We start from the raw sequence: 26,447 nt of genomic DNA on the forward strand, positions 1-26,447 counted from the left end.
ATACGACCGTTTCGCGCCTCCTGAATCCGTTGTAGTCATTGCAGTCATTACTGCAATGACTGTACGGTGAAGGCATGAGTGAACCCACCGAAGCCGAACTCGCCTTCGTCGACGACCTCGCGGTCTTCTTCGAACACGAAGGCATGCCGCTGATCGCCGGACGCGTCATCGGCTGGCTACTGGTGTGCGATCCGCCCGAACAGAGCGCCGCCCGCCTGGCCGAGGTGCTCCAGGTCAGTCGCAGCTCCATCGGCAGCGCCACCCGGATGCTCACCCCCAGCGGGCTCGTGGAGGGGGTGCGCAAACGCGGCCACCGCCAGGAGTACTTCCGTATCGCCGCCGACGGGTGGAGCCGCATGCTCCAACGCCGCTACGCGCAGACCACCGAGTTTCGTCGCGTCACCGAACGCGGACTCGCCGCACTACAGGACGCCTCACCGCGGCGGCGCGAGCGCCTGGAGAACGTGCACGAGCTCTACGGGTTCCTGGAGACCGAACTACCCGCCCTGCTCGACCGCTGGCGGGACCGACAGCGAAAGGACACCTCATGAGCAAGGCCGGCACAAGACCCGACGACTTCCACCGCGAACACATCGACATGCCCCAGGGCCGCCTGAGCGTCATCACCCAGGGCCCCGAAGGCGCCCCGCCGGTGCTGTTGCTGAGCGGGGGCGGGGTGGACAACGCCACCCTGAGCTGGCGCCACCTCATCCCCGACCTGGCCCGCGACCACCGGGTCATCGCCCCCGACTGGCCCAAGCAGGGACACAGCCGCGACTGGAACGGAATCGCCGACCACGCCGCCCTGCGCCGCTGCGTCACCGCGATCCTGGACCACTACGACGTGGACCGGACCGGGGTGGTGGGCATGTCCCAGGGCGGGGCGATGACCCTGGACACCGCCATCGAACACCCCGACCGGGTGGAACGCGTCGTGGCCATCAACCCGGGCGGCGTGCTCTCCTTCGCCCCCGGATACCACCAACTCCTGTGGCTCACCGCCAAGAGCCGCCTGCTCAACACCACGCTGCCCGGTCTGATGGTCGGGGACCGGCGCAAGGTGGAGCTCTTCGTCCGCAAGGCGCTGTTCGCCGGCCCCGCACCCGACCAGGAACAGGTCATCGACGAGGTCATGGCCGAGATCGAGGCCAATGGGGCGGGCTCCTCGGACTGGCAGAACACCTCCATCGGCCCCTGGCGCATGAACGTGGACCTGCGGCCACGCCTGGGCGAGATCGGCTGCCCCACCCTGTTCATCGCCGGGGAGAAGGACATCGGCGTCAAGCCCGCCACCACCATCGCCGCCGCCCGCGCGGTTCCCGGAGCCCGCGTCGAACTTCTCGCCGGTCAGGGGCACTGGGCCAACCGCCAGTCCCCCGAGTGGGTCGGCCGCCTGGTACGCGACTTCCTCACCGAGATCGAACCCGGCTCGTAGGGCCTGGAACGCACGGGAGATTCGGGGCCCGTGGGATCGTTGGGCAAGACAGGGACGATAATCCGTAAACTGGACTCCCCCACCGCGCCGCGCCCCCGCGTGGCCCTTTCCCGTCCCCGCGGGCCCCCACGCCCCACGACCCCCATCAGGAGTAACCGGTGGCCGATTCCCAGCGCACGCTGCACGAACGCTACGAATTGCGTGCAGAGGTCGGCCGGGGAGGCATGGGCCGGGTATGGAAGGCCCACGACATACGACTCAACCGCACCGTGGCGGTCAAGGAGATCCTCCTGGGCCCCGGCCTGGACGAGGACGACCGCACCCGCATGGCCGCCAGGGCACGGCGCGAGGCCCAGGCCACCGCCATGGGCCAGCACCCCAACATCGTGACCGTCCACGACATCCTGGAGGACGACGGTCGCCCCTGGATCGTCATGGAGTTCCTGGAAGGGGAATCCCTGCACCGGATCGTGCGCGACCAGGGGCCGTTGGAGCCCGAGCGCGCCGCCGCCTGGGGATTGTCCCTGCTCGACGCGTTGGGCACGGCCCACGCCCAGGGCATCACCCACCGCGACGTCAAGCCCGAGAACGTCATGGTCACCGACTCCGGCCGGGTGGTCCTGACCGACTTCGGCATCGCCACCATCGCCGACACCGCCGCGGTCACCCAGACCGCCGGGGTGATGGGCTCACCGGCCTACCTGGCCCCCGAACGCCTGGCCTCGTCCCCGGCCAGCCCCGCCGGTGACCTGTGGTCGCTGGGCGCCACCCTCTACCAGGCCACCACCGGCGTCTCCCCCTTCCAACGCGAGGGCATCCCGGCCACCCTGCACGCGGTGCTCAACGCCGAACCTCCCGGTGTCCTGCCCGGCCCGCTGGGCGGGGCGATCCAGGGGATGTTGGTCAAGGACCCCGCCCGACGGCTGGACGAGGCGGGCAGCCGATCCCTGATGGAGGCCGCGGCCCGTGGGTCCGAACACGGTGGCGACAACGGGTCACGACCCGCCACCGGCCCCCAGACCGGCACGACCACGCTCGGTGCGGGCACCCCGCCCACGGGCAACAGACCACCGCACCCCTATGGGACGCACCCGCAGCAGGTGGGGCATCCACAGGCGGCCCCGCCCTTCTCGGCCCCCACCCAGGTGAGCGACGCGGGCACCATGCCCGTGACCCCACAGGGTTCGCGTCGCCTGTCCTGGCCGGTGGTCGTGCTGACCCTGGGACTGGCCTCCCTGGTGGTGGCCGCCTCCCTGGTCGTGTTCAACCCCTGGAGTGATGAGCAGGGCGTGGTCTCGGCCGGCACCGGAACCTCCGAGGAGGAGGCCGGCGAGGAGCCCACCGAGGCCGAGGAACCGGCGGCCTCGCCCTCCACCCCCGTCGTGGAGACCGACGAGGAAGGCGACCCCACCGCCGCGGGCATGACCTGGACCCAGGACCCCGAGGGCTTCTCGATGCTCGTTCCCGACGGATGGGTCCGCCGGGTCGAGGGCGACAGCGTCTTCTACGACTCCCACACCGACAACTCCTACCTGCAGGTGGACCGCACCGCCCACCCCACCGACGACCAGTATCAACACGTGCTGGACCAGGAGGACGTCTCCGGCGGCGACGAACGCTTCCCCGGTTATGAGCGGGTCCGAGTGGAGGACGTCACCGGCACCACCGACTTCCACTCGGCCGCCGACTGGGAGTTCATCTGGTCCCAGAACGGGGTGCCCCGGCACCTGATGGCCCGCAACATCACGGTGACCAGCGGTGACTACTACACGGTGCTGTTCGCCGCCGAGGAGAACCGGTGGACCCAGCAGGGCGACCTGCGCGAGAACGCCATCACCTCCTTCGACCCGTTGTGACCACGGCGGTGGACGCGCGGCGGTACCCTCGATGCGTTCGTCCCTGAGCTGTGAGAAGGAGGGGCCGGGGTGACCCACACCTGGACCGCGATCGACTTCGAGACCGCCAACGCCGACCGCGGCAGTGTCTGCGCGGTGGGTCTGGTGCGCGTCGAGGAGGGTCGGGTGGTGGACCGCTACAGCACCCTGATCCGCCCACCGGAGCAGGTGTCGTTCTTCTCCCGGCACAACACCGCGGTGCACGGCATCACCGCCGCCGACGTGGTCGGGGCGCCCACCTGGCACGGCGTGCGCGACCGGATCCTGGAGTTCGCCCAGGGCGGGGCGCTGGTGGCGCACAACGCCGCCTTCGACATGGGTGCGCTGCGTCAGGCCTGTGCCCACACCGGCCAAGAGCTGCCCGCCCTGGACTACGCCTGCACCCTGGCCCTGTCCCGACGCACCTGGAAGTTGCCCGACCACCGTCTGCCCACGGTGTGCGCGCACATCGGCCACGAGATCACCCGGCACCACCGGGCCGACGCGGACGCCGAGGCGGCCGCCCACATCATGATCGCCGCCATGCGCGACTACGGCACCACCTCACTGCCCGAACTGGCGCGGGCCTCCCGGATGCCGTTGCGCCGGGCCGAGGCCGTCGCCGCCACCGTGCTGCCCGTGCCCATCGCACCGACCACGGTGCGGGCGGCGGCCACCGAGGACCGGTTCGGTCGTTGGCAACGGGCCGCGCAGAGCCCTCTGCCCGAGCCTTCCCCCGACGCCGACCCGGCAGGCCCCCTGTTCGGGCGCACGGTGTGCGTGTCCGGAGACCTGAACGGGATGGACAAGCCCGAGGTGTGGAAGCGCATCGCCGAGGCCGGTGGACTTCCCGCCAAGAACGTCACCAAGAAGACCGACGTGTTGGTGGTCGGAGACAGCGACCACGGGGGCAAGACCTCCAAGCACCGACAGGCGGAGACCTACATCGCCAAGGGCCAGCGCATCGACATCATCACCGGCTCGGAACTGATGGCCCGCCTGGGCATGGCCTCGGCCTGAAAGGCACCGGAGGGCGCCCGCGCACGTGCGTCGAGTCGACCTTGAGGTCGACATCGGTAGTGTCGCCGCCCCAACGGCCTTGAACTCCGGGCCGGTGGGGCGGCGACCGTGAGGGACTACCCGCGGCTCACAGGTTGCCGGGGCCCGCACCGTCGCCGACGATCGAGGGCACGTCCTCGGCCGGGTCCAGGCTGTAGGAGTAGGGGATCGACTCCACGGTCCCGCCCCCGCTCTCGGGCTCGCCGGAGCCGTCGAAGACGTTGCCGCTCTCCTCCACGGCACCGATGTCGGAGTCGGCGTAACCGGTGTGGGTGGGGTTGTCCACGTCCTCGAAGTAGTTGCCCTCGACGAGCACACCGCCGCCCATGGTGGAGGCCACGCCGTACTCGTCGTTGTCGCGGTAGTAGTTGTTGTACACGTGCACCGGGTTGCCGAAGCGCACCCGGGGATGACGGGTATCGGTGCCGTCGAAGTAGTTGTGGTGGTAGGTCACCCGCAGGTGGCCGGCGTCTTCGGTGTGGTCGTCGGAGTGCCCGACCAGGGACGTCTTGTCGTGGTCGAAGAAGTGGTTCCAGGAGATGGTCACGAAGTCCGACTCGCGCTTGACGTCCACGGCGCCGTCATAGCCGTCGGTGAAGCTGTTGTGGTCGATCCACACGTTGGTGCTGCCCTCCTGGACGTTGACGGCGTCGTCGTCCCAACCGGAGAAGGCGATGTTGCGGATGATCACGTTGGACACACCGTCCACGTCCAGGCCACCGCCGGTGATCTGGGCGCCGTCCAGCCCGATGAGGGTGGTGTCGGCGGGCACGTCGTTCATACCGGACAGCTCGATGGAGCCGTCGATCTGGATGACCTGGGGGCCCGAGCTCGATAGGGCCGAGAGCAGCGCGTCGGTGTCGGAGACGGTGACGACGTCGCCGCCCTCACCGCCGGTGGTGCCGCCGTTCTCACCGGCCCAACCCGAAGGGGTTTCCTGGGCGGCGCCGACCAGGTCGGCGTGGACGGTGGATTCTGAGCCGTCGGTGACGGCGAGCAGGCCGAGCGCGAGGGCTCCGGCGGCGGTGCCGGCCAGCAGGACGGTGCGTGTGGGGGTACCGGATTTGTTGGTCACGGATCGCATGGTGGGTTTCCTTCGGAATCGGGGGTTCTCATCATCCGAGCGGTGCGCGCCTTCACCCCGGGCGGAGGAGTTTTTCGGTTCTTGGGACACCCGCCCCAGAGGTGGCTAACGTGGTGTTCGAACACCGGAATCAAACACGGTCAGGGGCAGAGGGGGTGGGGAGCGGATGGCAGGAATCGATCAGCGGGGTCTACGACCGATCGCCGGCCCCTACCCGGTTTCGGGTCCCACCGGTGTGGCCGTGCGCACCCGCCTCAAGCACCTGACCGTCCAGGACGAGAAGGTACTCCGAATGGTCGGCGCCCATCTGAGTTCGCTGGCCGCCGCTGATCTCAAGGCCCGCTGTGCCGACGGGTTGGACCACGACAGCACGACGTGGGCGGAGCGTAAGCGGGTGCTGACCCCTGAGTGCTCCTCCCGGTGGGCGGGGTCGATCACCAAGGCCACCCACGACCAGTGGGCCCTGGCCCGACGTGGCCAAGCCGCACACCTGCGCTCTGTGGAAGCCGGGGTCGCCACGATCCGGCACCGGTTGTCGTTACCGGTCGGGGCCAAGAGCACCAGGAAGAAGCCGGGCGGCTACCGGTCCCGGCAGGAGTGGCACGCCAAGTCCCGGCGCCTGGCCACCCTGGAGAATCGGTTGGCCATAGCGCGGGCCGACTTCGAGGCAGGGAAAGTCTCTGTGGTGCGTGGCGGTAAGCATTTGGCCCGCAACCGCCACCACCTCGCCAATGCTGGGTTGACCGAGTCCTCATGGCGTGAGCGGTGGGAAGCCCGGCGGTGGTTCCTTCAAGCCGATGGGGAATCGGGGAAGCGGTTCGGCAACGAGACGATCCGCATCACCCCGCAGGGTGAGGTGTCGATCAAACTCCCGGCCCCACTCAAGGAATGGGCGAACGCCCCGCACTGCCGGTACCGGCTCTCCGGCAAGATCGCCTTCGCCCACCGAGGCCGGGAGTGGGCCGGCCGGGTGAAAGCGAACCGGGCGGTGGCCTACCGGGTGCACCTGGATGTGGAACGGGGACGCTGGTACATCACCGCCTCGTGGCAAACGCCGACCACACCGCAGATCCCCCTTCGAGCCGCCCTCACCGAGGGGGTGATCGGTGTGGATATGAACGCCGATCACCTGGCCGCCTGGCGTTTGGACACCCACGGCAACCCTCTCGGTGACCCACGCCGCTTCGACTACCAGTTGTCGGGCACCGCTTCCCATCGTGACGCCCAGGTCCGCCACGCCTTGTCCGGGCTGTTGCGCTGGGCGCACCGGTGCGGTGTGAAGGCGGTCGCGGTGGAGGATCTGGACTTCATGGACTCCAAGACCCGGGAAAGGCACGGAGGCAGGAAACGGTTCCGGCAGGTCATCTCCGGGATGCCCACCGGCAGACTCAAAGCTCGGCTGACCTCGATGGCCGATGCCACCGCGATCACGATCATCGCTGTGGACGCGGCCTACACCTCCAGGTGGGGTGCCCAGCACTGGCAAAAACCCACCACCAGCAGGAGAAGGAAGACGTCCCGGCACGATGCGGCGAGCATCGTGATCGGGCGACGCGCCCAAGGGCACCCGATCCGGCGTCGGACGGCACCGCCCCCGCATCACCGGAGTGATGGTGCGGGGCATCGGACCGTTCAGGCCAGGTCGGGCGCTCGTGGGGGTGAGGGAATCCGCCTCTCCGGTGTGGAACGCGCACACGATGCGCGCGCCCAAGCCTTGGAGGAAGGAGAACGCGGAGGACCAGTGCATCCAACACCGTTCGGGGTGCGCGCAGGACCAGGGGTGGCATCGGATGTCACTCCTGCGCACTGCTGAGGAACGGTGGGAAGCGCGGGACGCCCCTGAACGGAAACGATGTGCGGTCGATGGCGTCTCGGGAGTGGGCCCGTGCGCCGAACGGGAAGGTGACCCGTATTCGTGCAAACGCTTTCCGTGCGCAAGAAGCTACGATCCCGTTACAGGTAAGTCAATGCCGGTAACGCGAAAGATTCGCCCACGATCGCTCTTTCCTCGTGTCACGGCAGGTCGGTGCGGGTCCTTCGGGGCGATCTTTCCGCATGGCCCTCACGTTCGGGTGTGCGTGGAGGTTCGCTCACGCTCGGAGGTCCTTGGCAAGCGTTTGCTCGTCGATGCGGCCCGGTTCGCCCTGCTGCGGCGCCGCTCACGGGGTGGGGCGGGCACCGTGTTCGGGCCGCTCGCGCGGCCGCTCACCGATGGGTCGGTGGGCCCTCCCCCGCTCAGGGTGGGTCTGGTGTGATCGTCGTGTTTGCCGTACGCTTTGGAAAGCGCTTTCAAAGAGAGGTGGTTACAACCCATGGCAGACCACGTGCTGGGCGTCGCGATGAACGGCGTCACCGGCCGAATGGGCTATCGGCAGCACCTGACCCGTTCGATCCTGGCCATCCGTGACGCAGGCGGCCTGGAGCTGCCCGACGGCACCCGCGTCATCCCCGAACCGGTGCTGGTGGGGCGTTCCGAGCACAAGCTGCGCGAGATCGCCCGGCGACACGACATCGAACGCTGGACCACCGACCTGGACTCGGTACTCGCCGACGACAGCGTCTCGATCTACTTCGACGCCCAGATCACCCATGCGCGGGAGGCGGCGGTGCGTTCGGCCATCGCCGCGGGCAAGCACGTCTACGTCGAAAAGCCCACCGCCGACACCCTGGAGGCCGCCCTGGAACTGGCCAAACTCGCCGAGCAGGCGGGGGTGCGCAACGGTGTGGTCCAGGACAAGCTCTTCCTGCCCGGCCTGCTCAAACTCCGCAGACTCGTGGACAGCGGCTTCTTTGGAAAGATCCTTTCCATCCGGGGCGAGTTCGGTTACTGGGTCTTCGAGGGCGACTGGCAGCCCGGACAGCGGCCCAGTTGGAACTACCGGGCCGAAGAGGGCGGCGGCATCGTGCTGGACATGTTCCCGCACTGGCACTACGTCCTGGAGCACCTGTTCTCCCCGGTGCGCACCGTCACCGCCCGCACCGCCACCCACATCCCCCAACGCCGGGACGAGCAGGGCCGGGACTATGAGGCCACCGCCGACGACGCCGCCTACGGCATCTTCGAACTCACCGACGGCACCATCGCCCAGATCAACTCCTCCTGGAGCGTGCGGGTGGACCGTGACGAGCTGGTGGAGTTCCAGGTGGACGGCACCCACGGCAGCGCCGTGGCCGGCCTGCGCCACTGCCGCATCCAGCACCGTTCCACCACCCCCAAGGCGACTTGGGACCCCGACGCCGTCGACGCGGGGGGCTACCGCGACCAGTGGGAGCGGGTCCCCGACAACACCGACTTCCCCAACGGTTTCCGGGCCCAGTGGGAGGCCTTCCTGGCGCACGTGGTGCTGGGCACCGACTTCCCCCATGACCTGCTCTCCGGGGCGCGCGGCATCCAGATGGCCGAGGCCGGGCTGGACTCGGCCCGCACCGGACGCACCGTGGAGCTGAGCGAGGTGACGACCCGATGAGCGACCTGATGCTGCCCTCCCTCGAAGGTGGCACCACACCCTTCTCCCCCACCGGCCCCCGCGCCGAGACCACTGTGCTGTCCCCCGCCCGCACCCGTGTGGCCTACGCCGCCGCCCACGTGGTCGCCGACCCCACCGCCGTCAACGCGCCGGGGGAAGCGGCCCGCCTGGACTGGGACGCCACCCTGGCCTTTCGGCACCACCTGTGGGACCAGGGGTTGGGCGTGGCCGACGCGATGGACACCGCCCAGCGCGGCATGGGGCTGGACTGGCCCGCCACCGCCGAGCTGATCCGCCGCTCGGGTGCGGAGGCCGCCGCTCGCGGGGCCGCCCTGGCCTGCGGGGTGGGCACCGACCAACTGGGGTCTTCGCGTCAGTCTTTGGAAAGCGTTGTCCAGGCGTATGTCGAACAACTCGACACCGTCCAGGGCGCCGGGGCCGCTCCGGTGTTGATGGCCTCGCGTGCGCTGGCCGCCGTGGCTCAGGGCCCCGACGACTACGCCAAGGTCTACGCCTCGCTGTTGGAGCGGGCCGAGCGTCCGGTGATCCTGCACTGGCTCGGTGAGGCCTTCGACCCGGCCCTGGCCGGCTACTGGGGGTACCGCGACCCGGCCGAGGCGATCGAACCGGTGGCCGAGCTGATCACCGACCACGCCGCGAGTGTGGAGGGCATCAAGGTGTCCCTGCTCGACGCCGACCTGGAGGTGCGTCTGCGCCGGCTGCTCCCCGAAGGGGTACGCCTGTACACCGGCGACGACTTCCACTACCCCGAGCTGATCCAGGGCGACGACCATGGCCACTCCGACGCCCTGCTGGGCGTCTTCGCCGCCATCGCCCCGGTGGCCGGTCGTGCCCTGGCGGCGCTGGACGAGGGCGACACGGCCCGCTACCGCGAACTGATGGACGCCACCGTGCCCCTGGCCCGGCACCTGTTCTCCGCGCCCACCTTCTACTACAAGACCGGGATCACCTTCCTTGCCTGGCTCAACGGCCACCAGAAGGGCTTTCACATGGTGGGTGGGCTGCACAGCGCGCGTTCGCTGCCCCACCTGGCGCAGATCCTGCGCCTGGCGGACCGGGCCGGGGCGCTCAGCGACCCCGACCTGGCGATGGAGCGTATGGGACGGCTGCTGCGCGTTTCGGGGGTGGAGCGATGACCATCGTCCCCCGAGCCGCGGACGTGGACGTGCCCTCCGGGCTCAAGGCCGAGGTGCCCACCCCGGCCCCGGGCGACGCGGTCCTGTCACGGCTCTCCCTGAACCAGGCCACCACCAAGTACTGGAGTCTGCGTCAGGCGGTGGACGGCTGCCTGCGCGCGGGCGTGCCGGCCATCGGCCCCTGGCGCGAACAGGTCGCCGAGGCCGGGCTCGCGGCGTCCGCGCGTCTGTTGCGCGACTCGGGTCTGCGGGTGTCCACCTACTGCCGGGGCGGGTTCCTCACCGATCTCGACCCCGCAGTGGCGTTGGAGGACAACCGTCGGGCGCTGGACGAGGCCGCCGAGTTGGGTGCCCCCGTCCTGGTCATGGTGGTGGGCGGCCTGCCCGAAGGCGACCGTGACCTGGTCGGCGCCCGGGAACGGGTGGGCGAGGCCTTGCAGGTGTTGGCGCCCTACGCCGCCGAACGCGGTGTGCGGTTGGGGTTGGAGCCCCTGCACCCGATGTTCTGCGCCGATCGCGCGGTGTTGTCCACCCTGGGCCAGGCCCTGGAGTGGGCGGAACCCTTCCCCGCGGAGCAGGTGGGCGTGGTGGTGGACACCTACCACGTGTGGTGGGACCCGGCGGTGTACGAGCACATCGCCTGGGCGGGTCCGCGTGGACGCATCGCCTCCTTCCAGGTGTGCGACTGGGTCCTGCCCCTGCCCGCCGACCCGCTGTTGGGTCGGGGCATGGTCGGCGACGGCCACATCGATGTTCGTTCCCTGTACCGGGCGGTGCGGGCCGCCGGTTATGAGGGCGACGTCGAGTGGGAGGTGTTCAACGCCGATGTGTGGGCCGCCGACGGTGACGACGTCATCGCGACCATGGCCCGCCGCCACGTCCAGCACGTCCTGTGAACCAGATCCGACCTCGCCGCCAGGGGCGGCGCCCTCGTGACAAGGAGCAAAGCGCATGAATTTCGACGGGATCCTGTTCTTTCCCCTCACACCCTTCGACGACGCCGGAGCGGTGAACCAGGAGGTGCTCGCCGAGCACGTGGCCTCGGGTGTGGCCCATGGGGCCGGTGGGGTGTTCACCGCATGTGGCACCGGTGAGATCCACGCCCTGTCCGCGGCCGAGCACGCCGCGGTGGTGCGTCGTACGGTCCAGGTGGTCGACGGTGCCGTTCCGGTGGTGGCCGGTGCCGGTGGCAGTGTGGGCACCGCCATCGAGCAGGCGCGGACCGCGTTGGAGGCGGGTGCGGACGCCATCTTGTTGTTGCCGCCCTACCTGGTCTCGGCGCCCCAGCGGGGTCTGGTGGAGTACGTCAGGGCGGTGGCGGAGGCGGTGGAGATCCCCATCATCGTCTATCAGCGCGGCTCCATGGTGTTCTCCCCCGATTCGGCGGCGGAGTTGGCGGCCATCCCACGGGTGGTGGGCATCAAGGACGGTGTGGGTGACCTGGGGAACATGCACCAGGTCGTGTTGGCGGTGCGCTCGGTGCGCGGTGCGGACTTCACCTTCTTCAACGGGTTGCCGACCGCGGAGTTGACCGTTGCGGCCTATTCCGGGGTGGGTGTGCCGTTGTACTCCTCGGCGGCCTTCGCGTTCGTCCCGGAGGTGGCCGACGCCTTCTACAAGGCCTTCCACTCCGCCGACCCGCTCGCGGGGCGCTTGGTGAGCGAGTTCTACGACCCGCTGGTGCGGCTGCGTGATCGTTCCCCGGGGTACGCGGTGTCGTTGGTCAAGGCCGGGGCCCGGTTGCGCGGGGTGCGGGCGGGCGCGGTGCGCGCTCCCTTCGTCGACCTGACCTCGGCGGAGGAGGCCGAGTTGTCGGCGTTGATCGAGACGGGTCTGTCCCTGGTCGGGAAGGGCTGAGCGGGTGCGTGTCACCGAGGTGGCGGCCCGCGCGTTCCGTCTGCCGCTGCGGCGATCCTGGGACGGTGGTGTGGACCGCAACGACATCGTGGTGGTGCGGGTCGCCACCGATGCCGGGGTGGTGGGCACCGGGTTCTCCTGGACCCCGTTGATCGGGGCGGGGGCGGTGGAGTCGTTGGTCAACACCGACCTGGCTCCGGTGGTGGTGGGCGGGCTCGCCCACCCGTGCCGGTGGGAGGAGTTGCGGTGGCATCTGCGCGAGGCGGGCACCACCGGGTTGACCCTGATGGCCCTGGCCGGGGTGGACATCGCCCTGTGGGATGTCCAGGCCAAGGTGGCCGGGATGTCGCTGGTGGACCTGATCGGTCGGCGTCGCGATCGGGTCGCCGCCTATGGCAGCGGGGTCAATCTCGACTACGACTCCGCCGACCTGCTCGAACAGGTGAGTTCCTGGGTCGGGTCCGGGCATCGGGCCGCCAAGATCAAGGTGGGCTCGGCCGAGGTGGCGCGCGACGTCGAACGGGTCGCCGCGGTGCGCGGTGTGTTGGGCCCGGATCGGACGCTGATGGTGGACGCCAATCAGCGTTGGGACGTGCCCACCGCCGTGCGGGCCCTGGATCGGTTGGTCGAACACGATCCGCTCTTCGTGGAGGAGCCGTTGCCGGCCCAGGATCTGGCCGCGCATGAACGCCTGCGGGCGCGCACCGCGGTGCCCTTCGCCCTGGGTGAGAACCTGCGCGGCGTCGAGGAGTTCGACAGGTTCGTCGAGGCGGGGGTGTGCGACGTGGCCCAGCCCAACGTGGTGCGGGTCGGTGGCATCACCCCGTTCCTGCGGGTGGCCGAGTCGATGGCGCGGCGTGGGGTGCCGGTGGCGCCGCACCTGTTGCCGGAGTTGTCGGGGCAGTTGGCGTTGTGCGTGCCCCGGGTGGCGATGGTCGAGGACATCGACCACGCCTCGTTCGAGGCGTTGGGGGCTTTGGCCGCCCCCAGCGGGGTGCGGATCGGTGAGGGGTGGCTGAGCGCTGAGACCGGCCTTGGTCACGGTCTGTCCTTCGCCCGGGATCTGTCCCCACTCCCCTAGCACGGGACGCGTCCTCTGGCACGGGACGCGAACGGGGGTGGTGGAGCGGAATCGCTCCACCACCCCCGCTGGGGTTCACCGGGCGGGGCGCTGCGTGCTCTCGCGCATGAGGACCTCGCCTTGGACGTTGAGGGTGCGGTTCTCGCCCTCGTGGTCGGTCTCCAACGCCATCTGCGCGGCGCGTTCGCCCATCTGTTCCAGGGGTAGGCGCACGGTGGTCAGGGCGGGGGTGAGGTCGCGCAGGGTGGGGATGTCGTCGAACCCGGCCACGGACAGTTCCTGGGGTACGCCAATGCCCGAATCGCGCAGGGCGGCCATGGCGCCGGTGGCCATGACGTCGTTGACCGCGAACAGGCAGGTGGCGTCGGTGCCCAGGCGCATCAGGCGTCGGGTGGACTCGAATCCGCCATCGCGGGTGAAGTCGCCGTGCACGATGTTGTGGTGTTCCAGCTCGATGCCGGCGGCGGAGAGCGCGGAGTGGAAGCCGTCCAGTCGCTCGCGGGCGGTGCTCAGGTTGGTGGGGCCGGCCAGGATGGCGAAGCTCCGGTGTCCCAGGGCGATGAGGTGGCGGGCCAGTTCCGCGGCCCCGGCGTGGTTGTCGGGGTTGACGGTGTCGGCGGGCAGCCCGGGTTGGGACACGCACGCCACGCGTCCGCCCTGTTGTTGGAAGGCCTCGATCTCGCGGATCAGCCGGGCGTTGCTCTCCTCGTCGGTGGAGCGCGAACCGACCAGGACGATGGCCCTGGCGCGGTGGGCGCGCAGGGTCGCCAGGAGGGTGCTCTCCTTCTGGGCGGAGCGGTGGGTGGTGCCCAGGACGGTGACCAGTCCCTGTTCCTCGGTGTGGCGGGTGACCCCGCGTGCGATGGAGGAGAAGTAGGGGTCTGCGATGTCGTGGACGAGCAGCCCGACCAGGGAACTGCTGTTGCGGGCCAGCGTTTGAGCGGAGGCGTTGGCCAGGTAGCCCAGTTCGTCGGCGCTGGCGTTGACCTTCTCGCGCAGGCGTTCGCTGACCTGGCGGGTGCTGCCGTTGATGACTCGGGAGGCGGTGGCCAGTGACACCCCCGCGTGTTGTGCCACCTGTTCCAGCGTCACATACGACGAACTCACGACCCTGCCCCTTCTGCCATGACCTGTGGGAAAACTCTTTCCCAGGCTAGTGGAAGGTCGGGGGTGACCGTCGCCGTATGGGGAAGGTGGTTGGGCGCGCACCTAGCCGACCCGCCCTTCGCTCAGTTGTGTGCGCCAGGTTCGGGTGGGGTTCCAACCCAGTTCGGTGCGGGCCCGCCGGTTGGAGAAGACCGCGCGGCCATCGGCCAGGGCGGCGCTGTGCGGTGCGGTGGTCGGGTGCAGGTGGGCCATGAGTTCGTCGACGGGGCCGGGGGCCAGGGGGTCGTCGGCAACGGCGTTGTAGACCTGGCCGTGCCGGACCCGTTCGGGGTGTTCGATGACCAGGGAGAACAGTTCGGCGGCGTCGCGCGCGTCGACGTAGTTGAACAGGGACCCGGCGGCCAGGGCCGGGTCGGCCAGGCGCTCGGCCATGGTGTGGCCCTGTTGGGTGATGGCACCGGCCCATTCCTCGGGGGCCACCACGTAGCCGGGCCGTAGCGCGGAGAGCACGCAGGTGTCGGTGGTGCGGGCCAGGGCCTGGACGGTCTGTTCGATGATCTGTTTGCTCAGCCCGTAGGCGTGCCAGGGTTCGACGGGGTGGTCCTCGTCCAGGGGCAGGTAGCGCGGAGTCCAGGTGGGGGTGTTGTAGCCGTAGACGGTGGGGCTGGAGGCCGCCACCGCCGAGTGGGCGCCGTGTTCGATGGCCGCGGCCAGCACCGCCCAGGCCAGGCCGGTGTTGACCTGCAGGGTTCGCACGTCGGGGTGGGCGAAGGGGACGGCGATCCCGGCCAGGTGGATCACGGCCTGGGGTGCGGCGTGGGTGAAGGCGTCCTCGCGCGCGGTGGCGTCGAGCAGGTCGGCGGTGATCGCGTCGACCCCCTGTGGTGGGGTGGCCGGGGTGGTGTCGACCGAGGTGACCTGGTGTCCGCGTTCGGCCAGGGTCGACAGCACGCTACGGCCGAGCCTTCCCGAACCTCCGGTGACGAGCACGCGCATGGCGGGGTTTCCTTTCCGGGCCCCGAGCGGGTTCGGGGCGTGTTGAGAACGAGGGCGGGGCCACGCCGCGGAGGGGACGGCGCGGCCCCTGGTGGGTCGGGTCCGTGTGAGGGGCGGTGGCCCGGCCCGGGAGGGTGCGGGTCAGGGTTGGTCGGCCAAGGCCTTGGCCAGGGCGGGAAGGTCGTGGGGGTGGCCGTCGGCGATGGCCACCCGCAGGCCGCGTCCCAGGTGGGCTCCGTCCGGTAGGGGGAGCCGTTCGTCCCAGGCCAGGGCCGGTCCCGTTCCGGGGTAATCGTCCGCGCGCAGGAACCACGGTTCCGGGTGCGGGCCGACCTGGTGCAGCAGCAGGGTCCATCGGGCGCCTTGGTCGGTGGCTCCGGTCATGGCGAGCCAGGGCACGCGCGCACCGTGCAGGTCCGCCTCGCCGGTCAGGCCGTCGGGGCCGGTGACCGCGGGTGGGCGCGGGCCCAGGGGGGCACGCCAGAACAGGCCGCCGTAGCCGGCGCCGGGGCGGCCGTTGGTGGCGGGGCTGCCGATGCTCAGCCCTCGTCCCGAGGTGTTGCGCAGGACCGTACGCACGTGCAGTGCCCAGGTGTGTTCGTCCAGGGGTAGCGCGCGCAGGGTGCGTTCCTCGGCGATCAGCTCCCGGCCCTGTGGGTCGGTCCAGGACAGCAGTTCGGTGTGGCGATCGGGTGCCTGTTCCAGGGTGCGTACGTGCCGTTGGCGTCCGTGGTTGTCCAGCAGTACCGAACCGCGGTCGGGGGTGAAGGTGCGCCCGCCCCAGAAGCTGGTGCCGTCCACGTCGGGTACGGCCAGGCCGAACCCCAGGTGGTGGATGTGGTCCTGGGGTCGTAGTTCGGTGACGGTGGTGCCGGCCAGGGTGGTCACCGGGTGCAGGAACGGTCGTGGTGAGAGCACCGGGTCCACGTCGGTGCCGTCGCGGTGTACGGCCACGGTGGTGCCGTTCAGGGACAGGTTCACGGTCGGGCCTCCAACGGGTGCGCGGTGGGTTCGGGCATGGCCCAGGCGGCTCCGAGTTCGGTGAAGCCGCTCATGTGTTGGGCGCTTCGGTGGACCAGGGCGTCGATGCCGTGAACGATGCGATGGGTGACGCCTGCTTCGCGCCACACGTCCTGGTGGCGGGTGGGGATGGGGCGGGGGGCGGAGGCGGTGCGCACCGCCTCCAGCACGTGGGTGAACCCCAGGGTGGCGGTGGGGGGAACCAGCAGAGGTGTTCCCTCGCGCAGGTGGGCGATGAGGTTCTCCATCAGGCCGGTGCGCGGGTGGGTGGTGGTGTGCGGGTCCTGTCCGGGCAGGTGCACCGTGACCCGGTCCAGGGTGTATTCGAAGGTGATGTGCCCGTGTTCGCCGTGCAGGTGGAGTGTGGGGGGCAGACTGCGCGGCGAGCACAGGGTCACGGCCAGACAGACCGGGGTGCCCTGGTGGGTGCGCAGCCGCAGGCAGGAGGTGTCGTCGGCCTCGATGGGGTGGGCGTGGAAGAGCTCGGGGACGATCTCGTTCGGGACGTGGTCGCCGCCGTCGGCCAGGGCCAGGGCGGTGGCGACCATGTGCGCGAAGGGGTTGGTCAGTGCCCCGTCGATCACGTCGTGTCCGGCCATGCGGCGGCGGCCGGCCCAGGGGGCGCGGTCGTAGTAGGCCGAGGTGCGTTTCCAGGTGCCCGCGCCCCCGATGCCGCGCAGCCGGCCCACGACGCCTTGGGCCAGTAGTCCACGGACGTGGTCGATGGCGGTCGATCCCAGGCTCTGGAAGCCCACCTGGCAGACCATGCCGGAGGCGGTGACGGCGTCGGTGAGTTCGTGGAGTTCGGCCAGGGTCGCGGTGGTGGGCTTCTCCAACAGCAGGTGGGAGCCGTGGGCGAGCACGGTGCGGGCCAGGGGCAGGTGGGTGTGGATGGGGGTGACCAGGACGGTGATTCGGGCTCCGGTCTCCTCCAAGGCCCGGGACAGGTCGTCGAAGTGGGGCAGGGGGCCCTGCCCCTCCAGGTCGTCGTCGGGGGCCGGCGGGCGGGGGTCGCACACACCGACCAGGCGCACCAGCCCCTGTTCGACCATGGGGCGCAGTGCGCGCAGGTGGGAGCGCCCGTGCCCGTGCAGGCCCACCAGGAGCACGGGCACGGGCCCCTCGGGCAGTGGGCGGGCGCTCACCGGTCCTCCCGCGCCAGTAGTTCGGCCACGCGCACGGGGCGCCCCGAGGCGATGGAGGCGTTGGCGCACAGTCCGGTGATCAGGGCGTTGCCGCCGTCGGCGTGATCGGGACGGACACCGTCGTCGACCCGGCCGAACAGGGCGGTGAGCATGGCGACGTCACCGCCGCCGTGTCCGCCCCCGCCCACGGTCACGGGGATCTCCTCGGGTTCTTGCCAGTGACGGCGCAGCCACAGCCGGGCGACGCTGTTCTCCTTGGGGGCGGGCATGCCGCGGACGGGGTGTTGCTCGTCCTGTTCGGGCGAGGTGTGCGCGAACTCGGTCATGTCCAGCTCCAGGCGCCCCTTGCTGCCGGTGATGGAGATCCGGTAGCCCTCCCAGGGCGCGTAGGCCACCAGGTGGTAGCTGAGCCGTACCCCGCTGTCGTAGCGCACCAGCACCGACATGTCGTCCTCGATGGTGATGCCCTCACCGAAGACGTTGAGGTCGCGCCGGTAGCCGTCCTCGTGTTCGGCCTCCAGGTACAGGGCCGTCAGGTCGGGGCTGTCGGCCATGTGCAGGGCGAAGGGGTCCTGAGCGGCCTGGGGTGAGGAGTGCCCGCGCGCGTAGTCACCGGCCACACCGTGGCGGTGGCCGTTCTCGGCGCCGTAGAAGAACAACCGGCCCGAGGCGTAGACCTCCTCGGGGCGAGCACCGATCCACCAGTTGACCAGGTCGAAGTGGTGACTGGCCTTGTGTACCAGCAGACCACCGGAGTTGGCCTTGTCGCGGTGCCAGCGGCGGAAGTAGTCGGCTCCGTGGCGCAGGTCGAGCAGCCACTCGAAGTGCACCGAACCGACCTCGCCGATGACGCCGGAGGCGATGAGTTCGCGCAGCTTGAGGTGGACGGGGTTGTAGCGGTAGTTGAACCCGACGGTGACGCGACGGCCGGTACGGGCCTGGGCCGCGTTGATGCGCTTGAGCCCGTCCAGGTCCGCGGTGAGGGGTTTTTCGGTGATGGCGTCGACGCCGGCCTCCAGGGCGGCCACGACGTAGTCGGCGTGGGTGTGGTCGACCGTGCACACGATGACCTCGTCCACCTTCTGCTCGTGGAGCATGCTGCCGAAGGACTCGGCCGCATAGGTGGGGACGGGGTCCAGCCCCGCCTCGGTGACGATCCGGTTGTGCACGGCCATGCGAGTGGCGTTGGTGTCGCACAGGGCCACCAGGAGGCCCAGGTCCCGATGGGTGTCGGTGAGGGCGCGGGTGTACATGCGCGCCCTGGACCCGGTGCCGACGATGGCGAACCTGCGTGGAGAGGTGTCGTTCACGCCGCCAGGGTAAACGCTTTCCAGAGTGAAACTCAATGTTCGCCCATGGTTTTCCCTTGGGCGCGAAGGCGGGAAAAGCGGCTCGGACCGGCCGGAACGCGGGTTCCGGAGTTGTTTTTTCGGCTTCGCGAGGCCGCCGGGGGCGAAGATAACGATCCGGAGAGGGGGTTTCCCGTGGGGCGATCGTCTGTTGACACCCATCTGGCCCGGTGCTAGAAACTGAACATCTTAAACTATGGATAGCGCTTACCAGGCCATAACCTGCGAGTTCGCCACGTGTTCTCGGCCACGTCAGCGAAGACGGCCCCACGTCCTCCGCATCCGCCCTGACCAGATTGGTGGTCCCCCGACCATGAGCCCCCTCAGTCGCCGCCTGTGCCCGGCACGGTCTCAGGTGTGCCCCGGGAGTGGTGCGCCGTGAGCGCACTGCTCCAGCGAAGCCCCAAGAAGGTCGATCCCGCCCCGTCCAAGGCCCGCGTCGCCAAGGGGTCCGCGGGACGCGGCACCGGCCGGCGCCGCCAAGAGAACCTGGCCGCCTACGCCTTCCTGGCGCCCTGGTTCCTGGGCCTGATCGTCATCACCGCGGGCCCATTGCTGGCCTCGTTGTACTTCTCCTTCACCGACTACAACCTCATCGGTGACCACCAGTGGGTGGGACTGGAGAACTACGAACGCATGCTGAGCGACGATCGTCTGTTCAGCGCGCTCCGGGTCACCTTCGTGTACGTGTTCGTGTCGGTCCCGCTCCAGTTGGCGTTGGCGCTGGCGCTGGCGATGGTCCTGGACCGAGGGGTGCGCGGCCTGCCCCTGTACCGTTCGGTGTACTACCTGCCCTCGCTGCTGGGCGGCAGCGTGGCCGTCGCCATCCTGTGGCGGCAGGTCTTCGGCGCCGAGGGGTTGGTCAACCAGGTCCTGGCCTTCTTCGGGGTGCAGGGGTACGGCTGGGTGTCCCACCCCGACTACGCCCTGGGCACGCTCATCGTGCTCAACGTGTGGACCTTCGGCGCCCCCATGGTCATCTTCCTGGCCGGGCTGCGCCAAGTCCCCCGCATGTACTACGAGGCCGCCGCCGTGGACGGGGCCGGTCCCCTCCATCGGTTCTGGAACATCACCGTTCCGATGCTCACGCCCATCATCTTCTTCAACCTGGTGCTGCAGATCATCAACGCCTTCCAGACCTTCACCCAGGCGTTCATCGTCAGTGGCGGCACGGGCGGCCCCTCGGACTCCACCCTCTTCTACACGCTCTACCTGTACCAACGCGGTTTCGGGTCGTTCGACATGGGCTACGCCTCGGCGATGGCCTGGCTGCTCCTGATGATCATCGGGGGGTTCACGGCCGTGAACTTCCTGGCCTCCAAGTACTGGGTTTTCTATGGCGACTGAGACCAAGGCACCGGCTCCCACCCCCACTCGGACCCGGTCCGCGCGCACACGACGACTGCTCACCCACATCGGCTTGATCGGCTTCGGCCTGATCATGCTCTACCCGCTGTTGTGGATGCTCTCCAGCTCCTTCAAGCCCACCGCGGAGATCTTCCGCGAACCCGGGCTCATCCCTTGGAGCTTCACCCCGAGCAACTACACCGAGGGTTGGGGCGCCCTGCAGTTCCCCTTCCACCACTACCTGCTCAACTCCGCGATGGTGGTGGCCGGCTCCATCATCGGCAACCTCATCGGGTGCTCCATGGCGGCCTACGCCTTCGCCCGCCTGGAGTTTCGGGGCAAGCGCCTGTTCTTCGCGATCATGCTGGCCACGATCATGTTGCCCATCCACGTGGTGATCGTGCCGCAGTACATCCTGTTCGCGCAGCTGGACTGGATCAACACCTTCTACCCGCTGATCGTCCCCAAGCTGCTGGCCACCGACGCCTTCTTCATCTTCTTGATGGTCCAGTTCATCCGCGGGCTGCCCCGTGACCTGGACGAGGCGGCGCGTATCGACGGATGCGGGCACGTGCGGATCTTCTGTCAGATCATCCTGCCGCTGTCGTTGCCGGCTCTGGCCACCACCGCGATCTTCACCTTCATCTGGACCTGGAACGACTTCTTCAGTCAGCTGATCTTCCTGACCAGTCCCGACATGTACACCGTTCCGGTGGCGCTGCGCACCTTCGTCGACTCCAGCTCCCAGACCTCCTGGGGGCCGCTGTTCGCGATGTCGGTGGTGGCCCTGGGACCGGTGTTCGGTTTCTTCCTCGCGGGGCAGCGTTACCTCGTCAAGGGCATCGCCACCACCGGCATCAAGTAGAGCCGCACCACAGAAGGGATCCCCCCGTGCCGCCCCTCACCCGCGTCCGTCCCACACGACGACACCCGCGTCCGAGCATGGTCGCCGCGGCCACCGGTGCCTTGGTCCTGGCCCTGACCTCCTGTTCCGGACCCGGCGACTCCGGGGACGTTGTGGAGTTGCGGTTCTCCTGGTGGGGGTCGGACGAGAGGCACGCCAACCTGCAAGAGGTCATCGAGGTCTTCGAGGCCGACAACCCCGACGTGCGGATCAGCCCCGACTACACCGATTGGGACGCCTACTGGGACCGGTTGGCCACCGGCGTAGCCGCCAACGACGCCCCCGACGTGATCATGCAGGACGAGTCCTACCTGAGCGAGTACGCGGAGCGGGGCGCCATGGCCGATCTGAGCACCTTGGAGGGGTTGGATCTGTCGGGCCTGGACCCGTTGGTGGCCCAGAGCGGGGTGGTGGACGGGGCGGTCTACGCCGCTCCCACCGGCGTCAACGCCTCGGCGATGCTCGCCGATCCGGAGGCCTTCGCCGAGGCCGGGGTGGAGATGCCCGACGACACCACGTGGACCTGGGACGACTACGTGGAGATCTCCATCGAGATCAGTGCGGCCACCGACGGTGAGATCGTGGGAACCCAGGGCTTGACCAACGAGAACGCCTTCCACATCTTCGTCCGCCAGCACGGGGAGAACCTCTTCGACGAGGACGGTGAGGTCGCCTTCTCCGAACAGACCCTGCGGGCCTGGTACGAGCTCACCGATCGGCTCTTGGAGGGCGGTGGGCAACCGGACGCCTCCCAGAGCGTGGAGATCGCCGCCGGTGGCCCCGACCAGTCGGTGCTGGCCACCAACACAGGTGCCACCGCGCACTTTTGGAGCAACCAGCTGGGCGCCATCGTCCAGGCCTCCGGGCGCGACATCGAGCTGTTGCGTTTTCCCGGAGAGACCGAGAACGAGCGCACCGGCACCTACTTCAAGCCCGCCATGTACTACGCGGTCTCGGCTGGGACCGACCACCCGCAGGAGTCGGCCCGGTTCGTCGACTTCCTGCTCAACAGTGATGCGGCGGGCGAGATCGTACTGGCCGACCTGGGGCTGCCGGCCAACACCGAGGTGCGTGAGCACATCATGTCCGACCTACCCGAGGCCGAGACCCGGGGTGCCGACTTCCTCGCCGACATCGAGGACGAGGTCGTCGATGGCAACCCGCCCCCGCCTGTGGGCTCGGGCGAGATCGTCGACATCAACCGGCGCGCCTACCAGGAATTCAGCTTCGGCAATCTCACCGCGAGTGAGGCGGCCGAGCAGTTCGTGTCCGAACTGCGCAGCGCGGTCGGTTCGGGCACCTGACCCGAACGACCCCCGGCGTGGCCCCGCCCGCGCAACCCTGCCCACCCGATCAACGAGACCTTGAGGACCCCCCGATGAACATCCCCTCCGGCGGCGTACGCACACGCCGCACGGCCGCTCCCCTGGCCTTGGCCGCCGCCGTCACACTGCTCGCCTCCGCCTGCGGGAGCGGCTCCTCCGCCGAGGACGGTGTGGTGGAACTGCGCTTCTCCTGGTGGGGAGCGGACGATCGACACTCGAACATGCAGCAGGTCATCGAGATCTTCGAGGCCGACAACCCCGACATCCGGATCAGCCCCGACTACACCGACTGGGGCTCGTACTGGGACCGGTTGGCCACCAGCACCGCAGCCGACGACGCCCCCGACATCATGATGCAGGAGGAGCGGTACCTGCGTGAGTACGGTGACCGGGGTGCGCTGGCCGACCTCAACGAGTTCTCCGATGAGCTGGACCTGGCCAAGATCGACCCACTGATCGCCGACAGCGGTGACCTGGACGGTCAGACCTACGGGGTGGCCTCCGGTGTGAACGTCTACGCCATCCTCGCCGACCCGGAGGCCTTCGCCGAGGCCGGGGTGGAGATGCCCGACGACACCACGTGGACCTGGGACGACTACGTCGAGATCGCCACGCAGATCACCGAGGCCACCGACGGCGAGGTCGTTGGGACCCAGAGCATGTCCTACAACGAGAGCGGTTTCCAGATCTTCGCCCGTCAGCACGGGGAGAACCTCTACGGCGAGGACGGTGAGCTCGCGTTCTCCTCCGAGACCCTCGCCGAGTGGTTCCAGATCACCGAGGACCTGCTGGAGAGCGGCGGGCAGCCGGGCGCCTCTCAGAGCGTGGAGATCGAGGCGGGTGGCCCCGACCAGTCGGTGCTGGCCACCAACACCGGCGCGATGGCGCACTTTTGGAGCAACCAGCTGGGCGGGCTGACCGCGTCCTCCGACCGTGACCTCGAACTGCTGCGCTACCCGGGTGAGAGCGATGGCGAGCGTACCGGCATGTACTTCAAGCCGGCGATGTTCTACTCGGTCTCGGCCGGGAGCGAGCACCCGCAGGAGGCGGCCCGGTTCGTCGACTTCATGATCAACGACAACCAGGCGGCCGAGCTGATCCTGGCCGACCTGGGGCTGCCCGCCAACATCGACGTGCGGGCGCACATCCTGAGCTCGCTGCCCGAGGCGGACGAGCGCAGCGCTATCTTCCTGACGGACGTGGAGGGCGACATCGTCGACGGCAACCCGCCGCCGCCGATCGGCGCCGGTGAGGTCGTGGAGATCACCAAGCGGGTGTCCGATGAGCTGGCCTTCGGCAACCTCACGCCCGAGGACGCGGCCGAGCAGTTCATCACCGAGGTGGAGTCCGCCACCGGTTCCTCCTGAGGTGGTACTCGATCCGCATGACGTGGGCCGGGCCCGGTGGGAGCGTTCCCCCGGGTCCGGCCCCTCTCCTTTGTCGGAGCGCACATGAAGGTGCCCCGCTCCCCTTGGGTGGGAGCGGGGCACGGTGTCGGTCGGTGGCGGTTACTTGGGGAATCTCAGGGTGGCCCCGGCCTCGCCGCTGGGTTCGCCCTCCTCCAGCAGCTCACTGAACCGGGCGTCCGACATCACCGCCGAGCGCAGCATCAGGGCGCTGGCCGGCGCCTGGAAACCGGAGTTCGGGTCGTCCAGGCCCCGAGGTGAGGTGTCCACCAGGATCGGGGAGGTGGTCGAGCCCCACAGGTGTGGTTCGTCCTCCCTGTCGGCTCCCAGTAGCAGGGTGTCCACCCGGCCCTCCGACAGCATCGGCAGGGTGGGGGTGGTGCCGCGAACCGCCTGGTCGTGGGCGAGTTTGCGGTGGTAGTCGTCGATGGTCTGTTCCTGTTCCTGCTGCACCAGTTCGCGCAGGCATTCCTCCGCGCTCTCCTGCAGGCGCTCCTCCGCGTCGATTCCTCCGCGGCCACCGGCCACCACCCTGATGGGGATGGTGAGTTGCCGCGGGCCGAGGTTGTCGCGCAGGTAGGCGATGGCCTCGTCGTCTCCGCCCACGATGATGGCCTGGGCCCCGACCTTGGCCACGGCCTTGCGGACCAGTTCGGCGACCCCTACGGCGTTCTCACGCCAGATGTCCTGAGCGGTGCCGGTGTCGGCTCGGCGTCCACCCGCGTCCCCGCGCTGACCGGGGAAGATCCGGGTGGCCCCGTCGATGTTCTGCATGTTCTCGCCGACGTTCTCGGATTCGAGGACGGGCCCTTCGGTGGGATGGCCGGCGTAAGCGTACACCTTGGCCTTGACCCGGTCCAGGGCCACCAGGACGTAGGGCCGCCGGCGGCCGCGGTCGATGGCCAGTGGAAGGGCGTCGGGGACCGGAAGGAACGAGGCGCGGTCCTGCCCGGGTGGCGAGGTCAGCGTGTACTCGCCCAAGAGTCGTCCTTGGGAGGCGTAGGCCGCCTGGCCGTGGTCGCCGTAGGCGCGGGAGTTTCCCTCCCCGATGGCCTCTTCCAGGACGTCGAGGGTGGCCTCGTCGGTGCCCAGCGCCGCCAGTTCCTCGCGTAGGTGGCGCCAGCGCAGATCGATCTTCTTGTCGGCGTCGGTGGTGTCCCGGCTGGTATCCAGGTGCACCGATGCCACGGGGCCGTCGCTCTCGTACAGAGGTCGCAGAAAACCAAGATCCATCAAGTTCGCGGGACGCGTGTACCCCCGCCCCGCCCACCTCCTTCTCGGGGTCGGCCTGTCGACGATCCTGAAGGTCCATGGTGGTTTCCGAAAGGGCGCCACGTCGAATCAGACACGGAAGTTGCCCGGAGATTTCCAGTCTTTTCCTGTTCGTCCTAAGTCAGGCCGGTTCGACTTCGTCCAGCGCTCGGTCGATCACTCCCCGTGTGAGCCTCAGAATGGCGACCACGGCCAGGATCAGACCGATCGTTCCCGCCACCAGGTAGGGGACTGCCAGGGCCCATTCGCGACCCAACGTCCCTTCCAGGGCGGAGGCGAGTGCGCCGCCCAGGGCCATGCCGATCGAGAGCATCCCCCACGACAGGGTCCGGTGGGCGCTGAAGGCCCGTGAACGCAGCCGGTCGGGGGTCAGACGTTGGAAGAGGCTGATCAGCGTGATGTTCCACCAAGTGGCGGCGAACCCGGTGAACAGGTAGCAGAGCACGAACATCGGAACGTCGCGCGTGAGCCCCACGGTCAGAGCGGTCGTGCCCAGGATCACCAGGACCACGGCCAGGGCGGTGGCCGGGTGTACCCGGTGGGAGAAGGAGGGCACCACCAGTGCGCCCAGGACGGCGCCCACCGCGGTCACGGTCATCAACAACCCGTAGCCCTGGGGCCCCACCCCCAGCACGTCCTGGGCGAAGAGCACCAGGACCGCCGCCATCATCGCCGCGGCCAGGTTGGAGGCCCCACTGACCAGGGCTGTCAAGCGCAGCACCGGGTGGTGCCACAACCACGACAGTCCTTCGCCCAGCATGACGCGAATTCCGGGGCGTCGCCGTCCGTCCGTCGCCGGGCGGTGATCGCCGCTCAGACCCAGCAGACAGACCAGGGCCGACAGGATGAGCGCGGCCTGCGCGCCGAAGGCCCAGGCGGTGGAAGCGGCCAGCAGCATGCCGGCGATCGGGGCGCCCAGGAACTTGTTGAGCACCCGCTCCACTCCCTGCAGGTGGCCGTTGGCCCGCTCCAACCGTTGATGGGGGACCAGGGTGGGCACCATGGCCTGCGCGGTGTTGTCGAAGAACACTTCGCAGGTACCCACCAGCAGCGCGACGCCGACCAGCAACGGGATCGAGCCCGCACCCAGGGCGATCGTGGTGGTCAGTCCCACCAGCAGTACCGTCTTGACGCCCGCCGCGGCCACCATCAGTCGGCGGCGGTCGACCCGGTCGCCCACCACCCCGGCGATCAGGGCGAACAACAGCCAGGGCAGGCGGGTGGCGGCACCCACCAGCGCCACCTGGAAGGGGTCGTCGGTGAGGGTGGCGGCGTACCAGGGCAGCGCCACCACCGCGATCCCATCGCCCAGGTTGCCCAGGCCCATGGCGCCCAGGAGCATGCCGAATCGGCGGCCCAGGGGTTGGCGGGGGGAATGTTCGGCACCGGTTCGGATCGGCTTTTCGGTCATGGAGTCCTTCGATGAGGGGGTCGCCGATCAGACTGGCACAGGGTCGGTGGGCCGGACAGGTCCTTTTCCCGTGGGCGGAAACGGCGGTGCGGAGCGTGCCTCGACCCGATCGAAGCCGCACCGCAACTGTCGGGTCGGAGTGGGTGGGGCG

General features: G+C 69.3%; 22 protein-coding genes. 14 read left to right on the top strand and 8 right to left on the bottom strand.

The genetic code is table 11. The features are described from left to right. Window positions 1-74: 74 nt before the first annotated feature. The 4 genes from ACWGSK_RS03490 (at window position 75) to ACWGSK_RS03505 (ending at window position 4,329) form a co-directional block, all read left to right on the top strand. Window positions 75-551: a GbsR/MarR family transcriptional regulator gene (locus ACWGSK_RS03490; protein WP_358504974.1), complete on the top strand. Its 477-nt coding sequence runs from the start codon at window positions 75-77 to the stop codon at window positions 549-551. Continuing rightward, window positions 548-1,435 (top strand): alpha/beta fold hydrolase, encoded by an 888-nt coding sequence (locus ACWGSK_RS03495; protein ID WP_358504976.1) that lies wholly within the window; start codon window positions 548-550, stop codon window positions 1,433-1,435. The genes ACWGSK_RS03490 and ACWGSK_RS03495 overlap by 4 nt, the downstream gene beginning before the upstream one ends. Window positions 1,436-1,593: 158 nt before the next feature. Further along, window positions 1,594-3,291, top strand: a complete 1,698-nt coding sequence (locus ACWGSK_RS03500) for a serine/threonine-protein kinase (protein ID WP_358504979.1) — start codon at window positions 1,594-1,596, stop codon at window positions 3,289-3,291. Window positions 3,292-3,360: 69 nt separating this feature from the next. Continuing rightward, a complete protein-coding gene (locus tag ACWGSK_RS03505) occupies window positions 3,361-4,329 on the top strand; it encodes an exonuclease domain-containing protein (protein ID WP_358504982.1) in 969 nt (322 codons plus the stop codon). A 127-nt stretch (window positions 4,330-4,456) separates the two neighbouring features. Here the strand turns inward: ACWGSK_RS03505 and ACWGSK_RS03510 are convergent, their stop codons facing one another. Then, entirely contained in the window at window positions 4,457-5,443 is a 987-nt protein-coding gene (locus ACWGSK_RS03510) for a pectate lyase family protein (RefSeq protein WP_358504985.1), read from the bottom strand. Window positions 5,444-5,618: 175 nt separating this feature from the next. On the opposite strand from ACWGSK_RS03510, the gene ACWGSK_RS03515 reads away from it, so the two are divergent. The 6 genes from ACWGSK_RS03515 to ACWGSK_RS03540 all read left to right on the top strand — a co-directional run bounded on the left by ACWGSK_RS03515 (window position 5,619) and on the right by ACWGSK_RS03540 (window position 13,014). Continuing rightward, window positions 5,619-7,265, top strand: coding sequence for an IS200/IS605 family accessory protein TnpB-related protein (locus ACWGSK_RS03515; RefSeq protein ID WP_452455153.1), 1,647 nt, complete (start codon window positions 5,619-5,621; stop codon window positions 7,263-7,265). A gap of 499 nt (window positions 7,266-7,764) precedes the next feature. Continuing rightward, window positions 7,765-8,919, top strand: a complete 1,155-nt coding sequence (locus ACWGSK_RS03520; RefSeq protein WP_358504990.1) for a Gfo/Idh/MocA family protein — start codon at window positions 7,765-7,767, stop codon at window positions 8,917-8,919. Then, window positions 8,916-10,076, top strand: a complete 1,161-nt coding sequence (locus tag ACWGSK_RS03525) for a dihydrodipicolinate synthase family protein (protein WP_358504993.1) — start codon at window positions 8,916-8,918, stop codon at window positions 10,074-10,076. Before ACWGSK_RS03520 ends, ACWGSK_RS03525 begins: the two co-directional genes overlap by 4 nt. Further along, window positions 10,073-10,972, top strand: a complete 900-nt coding sequence (locus ACWGSK_RS03530; protein WP_358504996.1) for a sugar phosphate isomerase/epimerase family protein — start codon at window positions 10,073-10,075, stop codon at window positions 10,970-10,972. The genes ACWGSK_RS03525 and ACWGSK_RS03530 overlap by 4 nt, the downstream gene beginning before the upstream one ends. Window positions 10,973-11,027: 55 nt before the next feature. Next, window positions 11,028-11,933, top strand: coding sequence for a 5-dehydro-4-deoxyglucarate dehydratase (locus ACWGSK_RS03535; protein WP_452455154.1), 906 nt, complete (start codon window positions 11,028-11,030; stop codon window positions 11,931-11,933). 4 nt (window positions 11,934-11,937) lie between these two features. Next, window positions 11,938-13,014, top strand: a complete 1,077-nt coding sequence (locus tag ACWGSK_RS03540; RefSeq protein WP_358505002.1) for a mandelate racemase/muconate lactonizing enzyme family protein — start codon at window positions 11,938-11,940, stop codon at window positions 13,012-13,014. A gap of 75 nt (window positions 13,015-13,089) precedes the next feature. Here ACWGSK_RS03540 and ACWGSK_RS03545 read toward each other — a convergent pair whose 3' ends face one another. From ACWGSK_RS03545 to ACWGSK_RS03565, 5 genes are all read right to left on the bottom strand, one after another. Then, complete coding sequence (locus ACWGSK_RS03545) at window positions 13,090-14,121, bottom strand: LacI family DNA-binding transcriptional regulator (protein ID WP_452455155.1); 1,032 nt, start codon at window positions 14,119-14,121, stop codon at window positions 13,090-13,092. 102 nt (window positions 14,122-14,223) lie between these two features. Further along, a complete protein-coding gene (locus ACWGSK_RS03550; protein ID WP_452455156.1) occupies window positions 14,224-15,117 on the bottom strand; it encodes an NAD-dependent epimerase/dehydratase family protein in 894 nt (297 codons plus the stop codon). Between the two features lie 141 nt (window positions 15,118-15,258). Continuing rightward, on the bottom strand, window positions 15,259-16,098 hold the full coding sequence (locus ACWGSK_RS03555) for a DUF6807 domain-containing protein (RefSeq protein WP_358505011.1): 840 nt from the start codon (window positions 16,096-16,098) through the stop codon (window positions 15,259-15,261). Beyond that, complete coding sequence (locus ACWGSK_RS03560; RefSeq protein WP_452455157.1) at window positions 16,095-17,282, bottom strand: Gfo/Idh/MocA family protein; 1,188 nt, start codon at window positions 17,280-17,282, stop codon at window positions 16,095-16,097. The genes ACWGSK_RS03555 and ACWGSK_RS03560 overlap by 4 nt, the downstream gene beginning before the upstream one ends. Then, window positions 17,279-18,592: a Gfo/Idh/MocA family protein gene (locus tag ACWGSK_RS03565; protein WP_358512746.1), complete on the bottom strand. Its 1,314-nt coding sequence runs from the start codon at window positions 18,590-18,592 to the stop codon at window positions 17,279-17,281. Before ACWGSK_RS03565 ends, ACWGSK_RS03560 begins: the two co-directional genes overlap by 4 nt. A 417-nt stretch (window positions 18,593-19,009) precedes the next feature. On the opposite strand from ACWGSK_RS03565, the gene ACWGSK_RS03570 reads away from it, so the two are divergent. From ACWGSK_RS03570 to ACWGSK_RS03585, 4 genes are all read left to right on the top strand, one after another. Further along, a complete protein-coding gene (locus ACWGSK_RS03570) occupies window positions 19,010-19,978 on the top strand; it encodes a carbohydrate ABC transporter permease (RefSeq protein ID WP_358512744.1) in 969 nt (322 codons plus the stop codon). After that, window positions 19,968-20,843 (top strand): carbohydrate ABC transporter permease, encoded by an 876-nt coding sequence (locus ACWGSK_RS03575; RefSeq protein ID WP_358512741.1) that lies wholly within the window; start codon window positions 19,968-19,970, stop codon window positions 20,841-20,843. The genes ACWGSK_RS03570 and ACWGSK_RS03575 overlap by 11 nt, the downstream gene beginning before the upstream one ends. Before the next feature lie 77 nt (window positions 20,844-20,920). Beyond that, window positions 20,921-22,186: an ABC transporter substrate-binding protein gene (locus ACWGSK_RS03580; RefSeq protein ID WP_452455190.1), complete on the top strand. Its 1,266-nt coding sequence runs from the start codon at window positions 20,921-20,923 to the stop codon at window positions 22,184-22,186. Window positions 22,187-22,260: 74 nt separating this feature from the next. Then, complete coding sequence (locus tag ACWGSK_RS03585; protein WP_358512738.1) at window positions 22,261-23,574, top strand: ABC transporter substrate-binding protein; 1,314 nt, start codon at window positions 22,261-22,263, stop codon at window positions 23,572-23,574. 141 nt (window positions 23,575-23,715) lie between these two features. On the opposite strand, the gene ACWGSK_RS03590 is transcribed toward ACWGSK_RS03585, so the two are convergent. Further along, window positions 23,716-24,846, bottom strand: a complete 1,131-nt coding sequence (locus ACWGSK_RS03590; RefSeq protein ID WP_358512735.1) for a baeRF2 domain-containing protein — start codon at window positions 24,844-24,846, stop codon at window positions 23,716-23,718. A gap of 160 nt (window positions 24,847-25,006) precedes the next feature. Beyond that, complete coding sequence (locus ACWGSK_RS03595; RefSeq protein WP_358512732.1) at window positions 25,007-26,296, bottom strand: MFS transporter; 1,290 nt, start codon at window positions 26,294-26,296, stop codon at window positions 25,007-25,009. Between the last annotated feature and the right edge of the window lie 151 nt (window positions 26,297-26,447).

Source organism: Nocardiopsis sp. NPDC055551 (assembly GCF_053619415.1).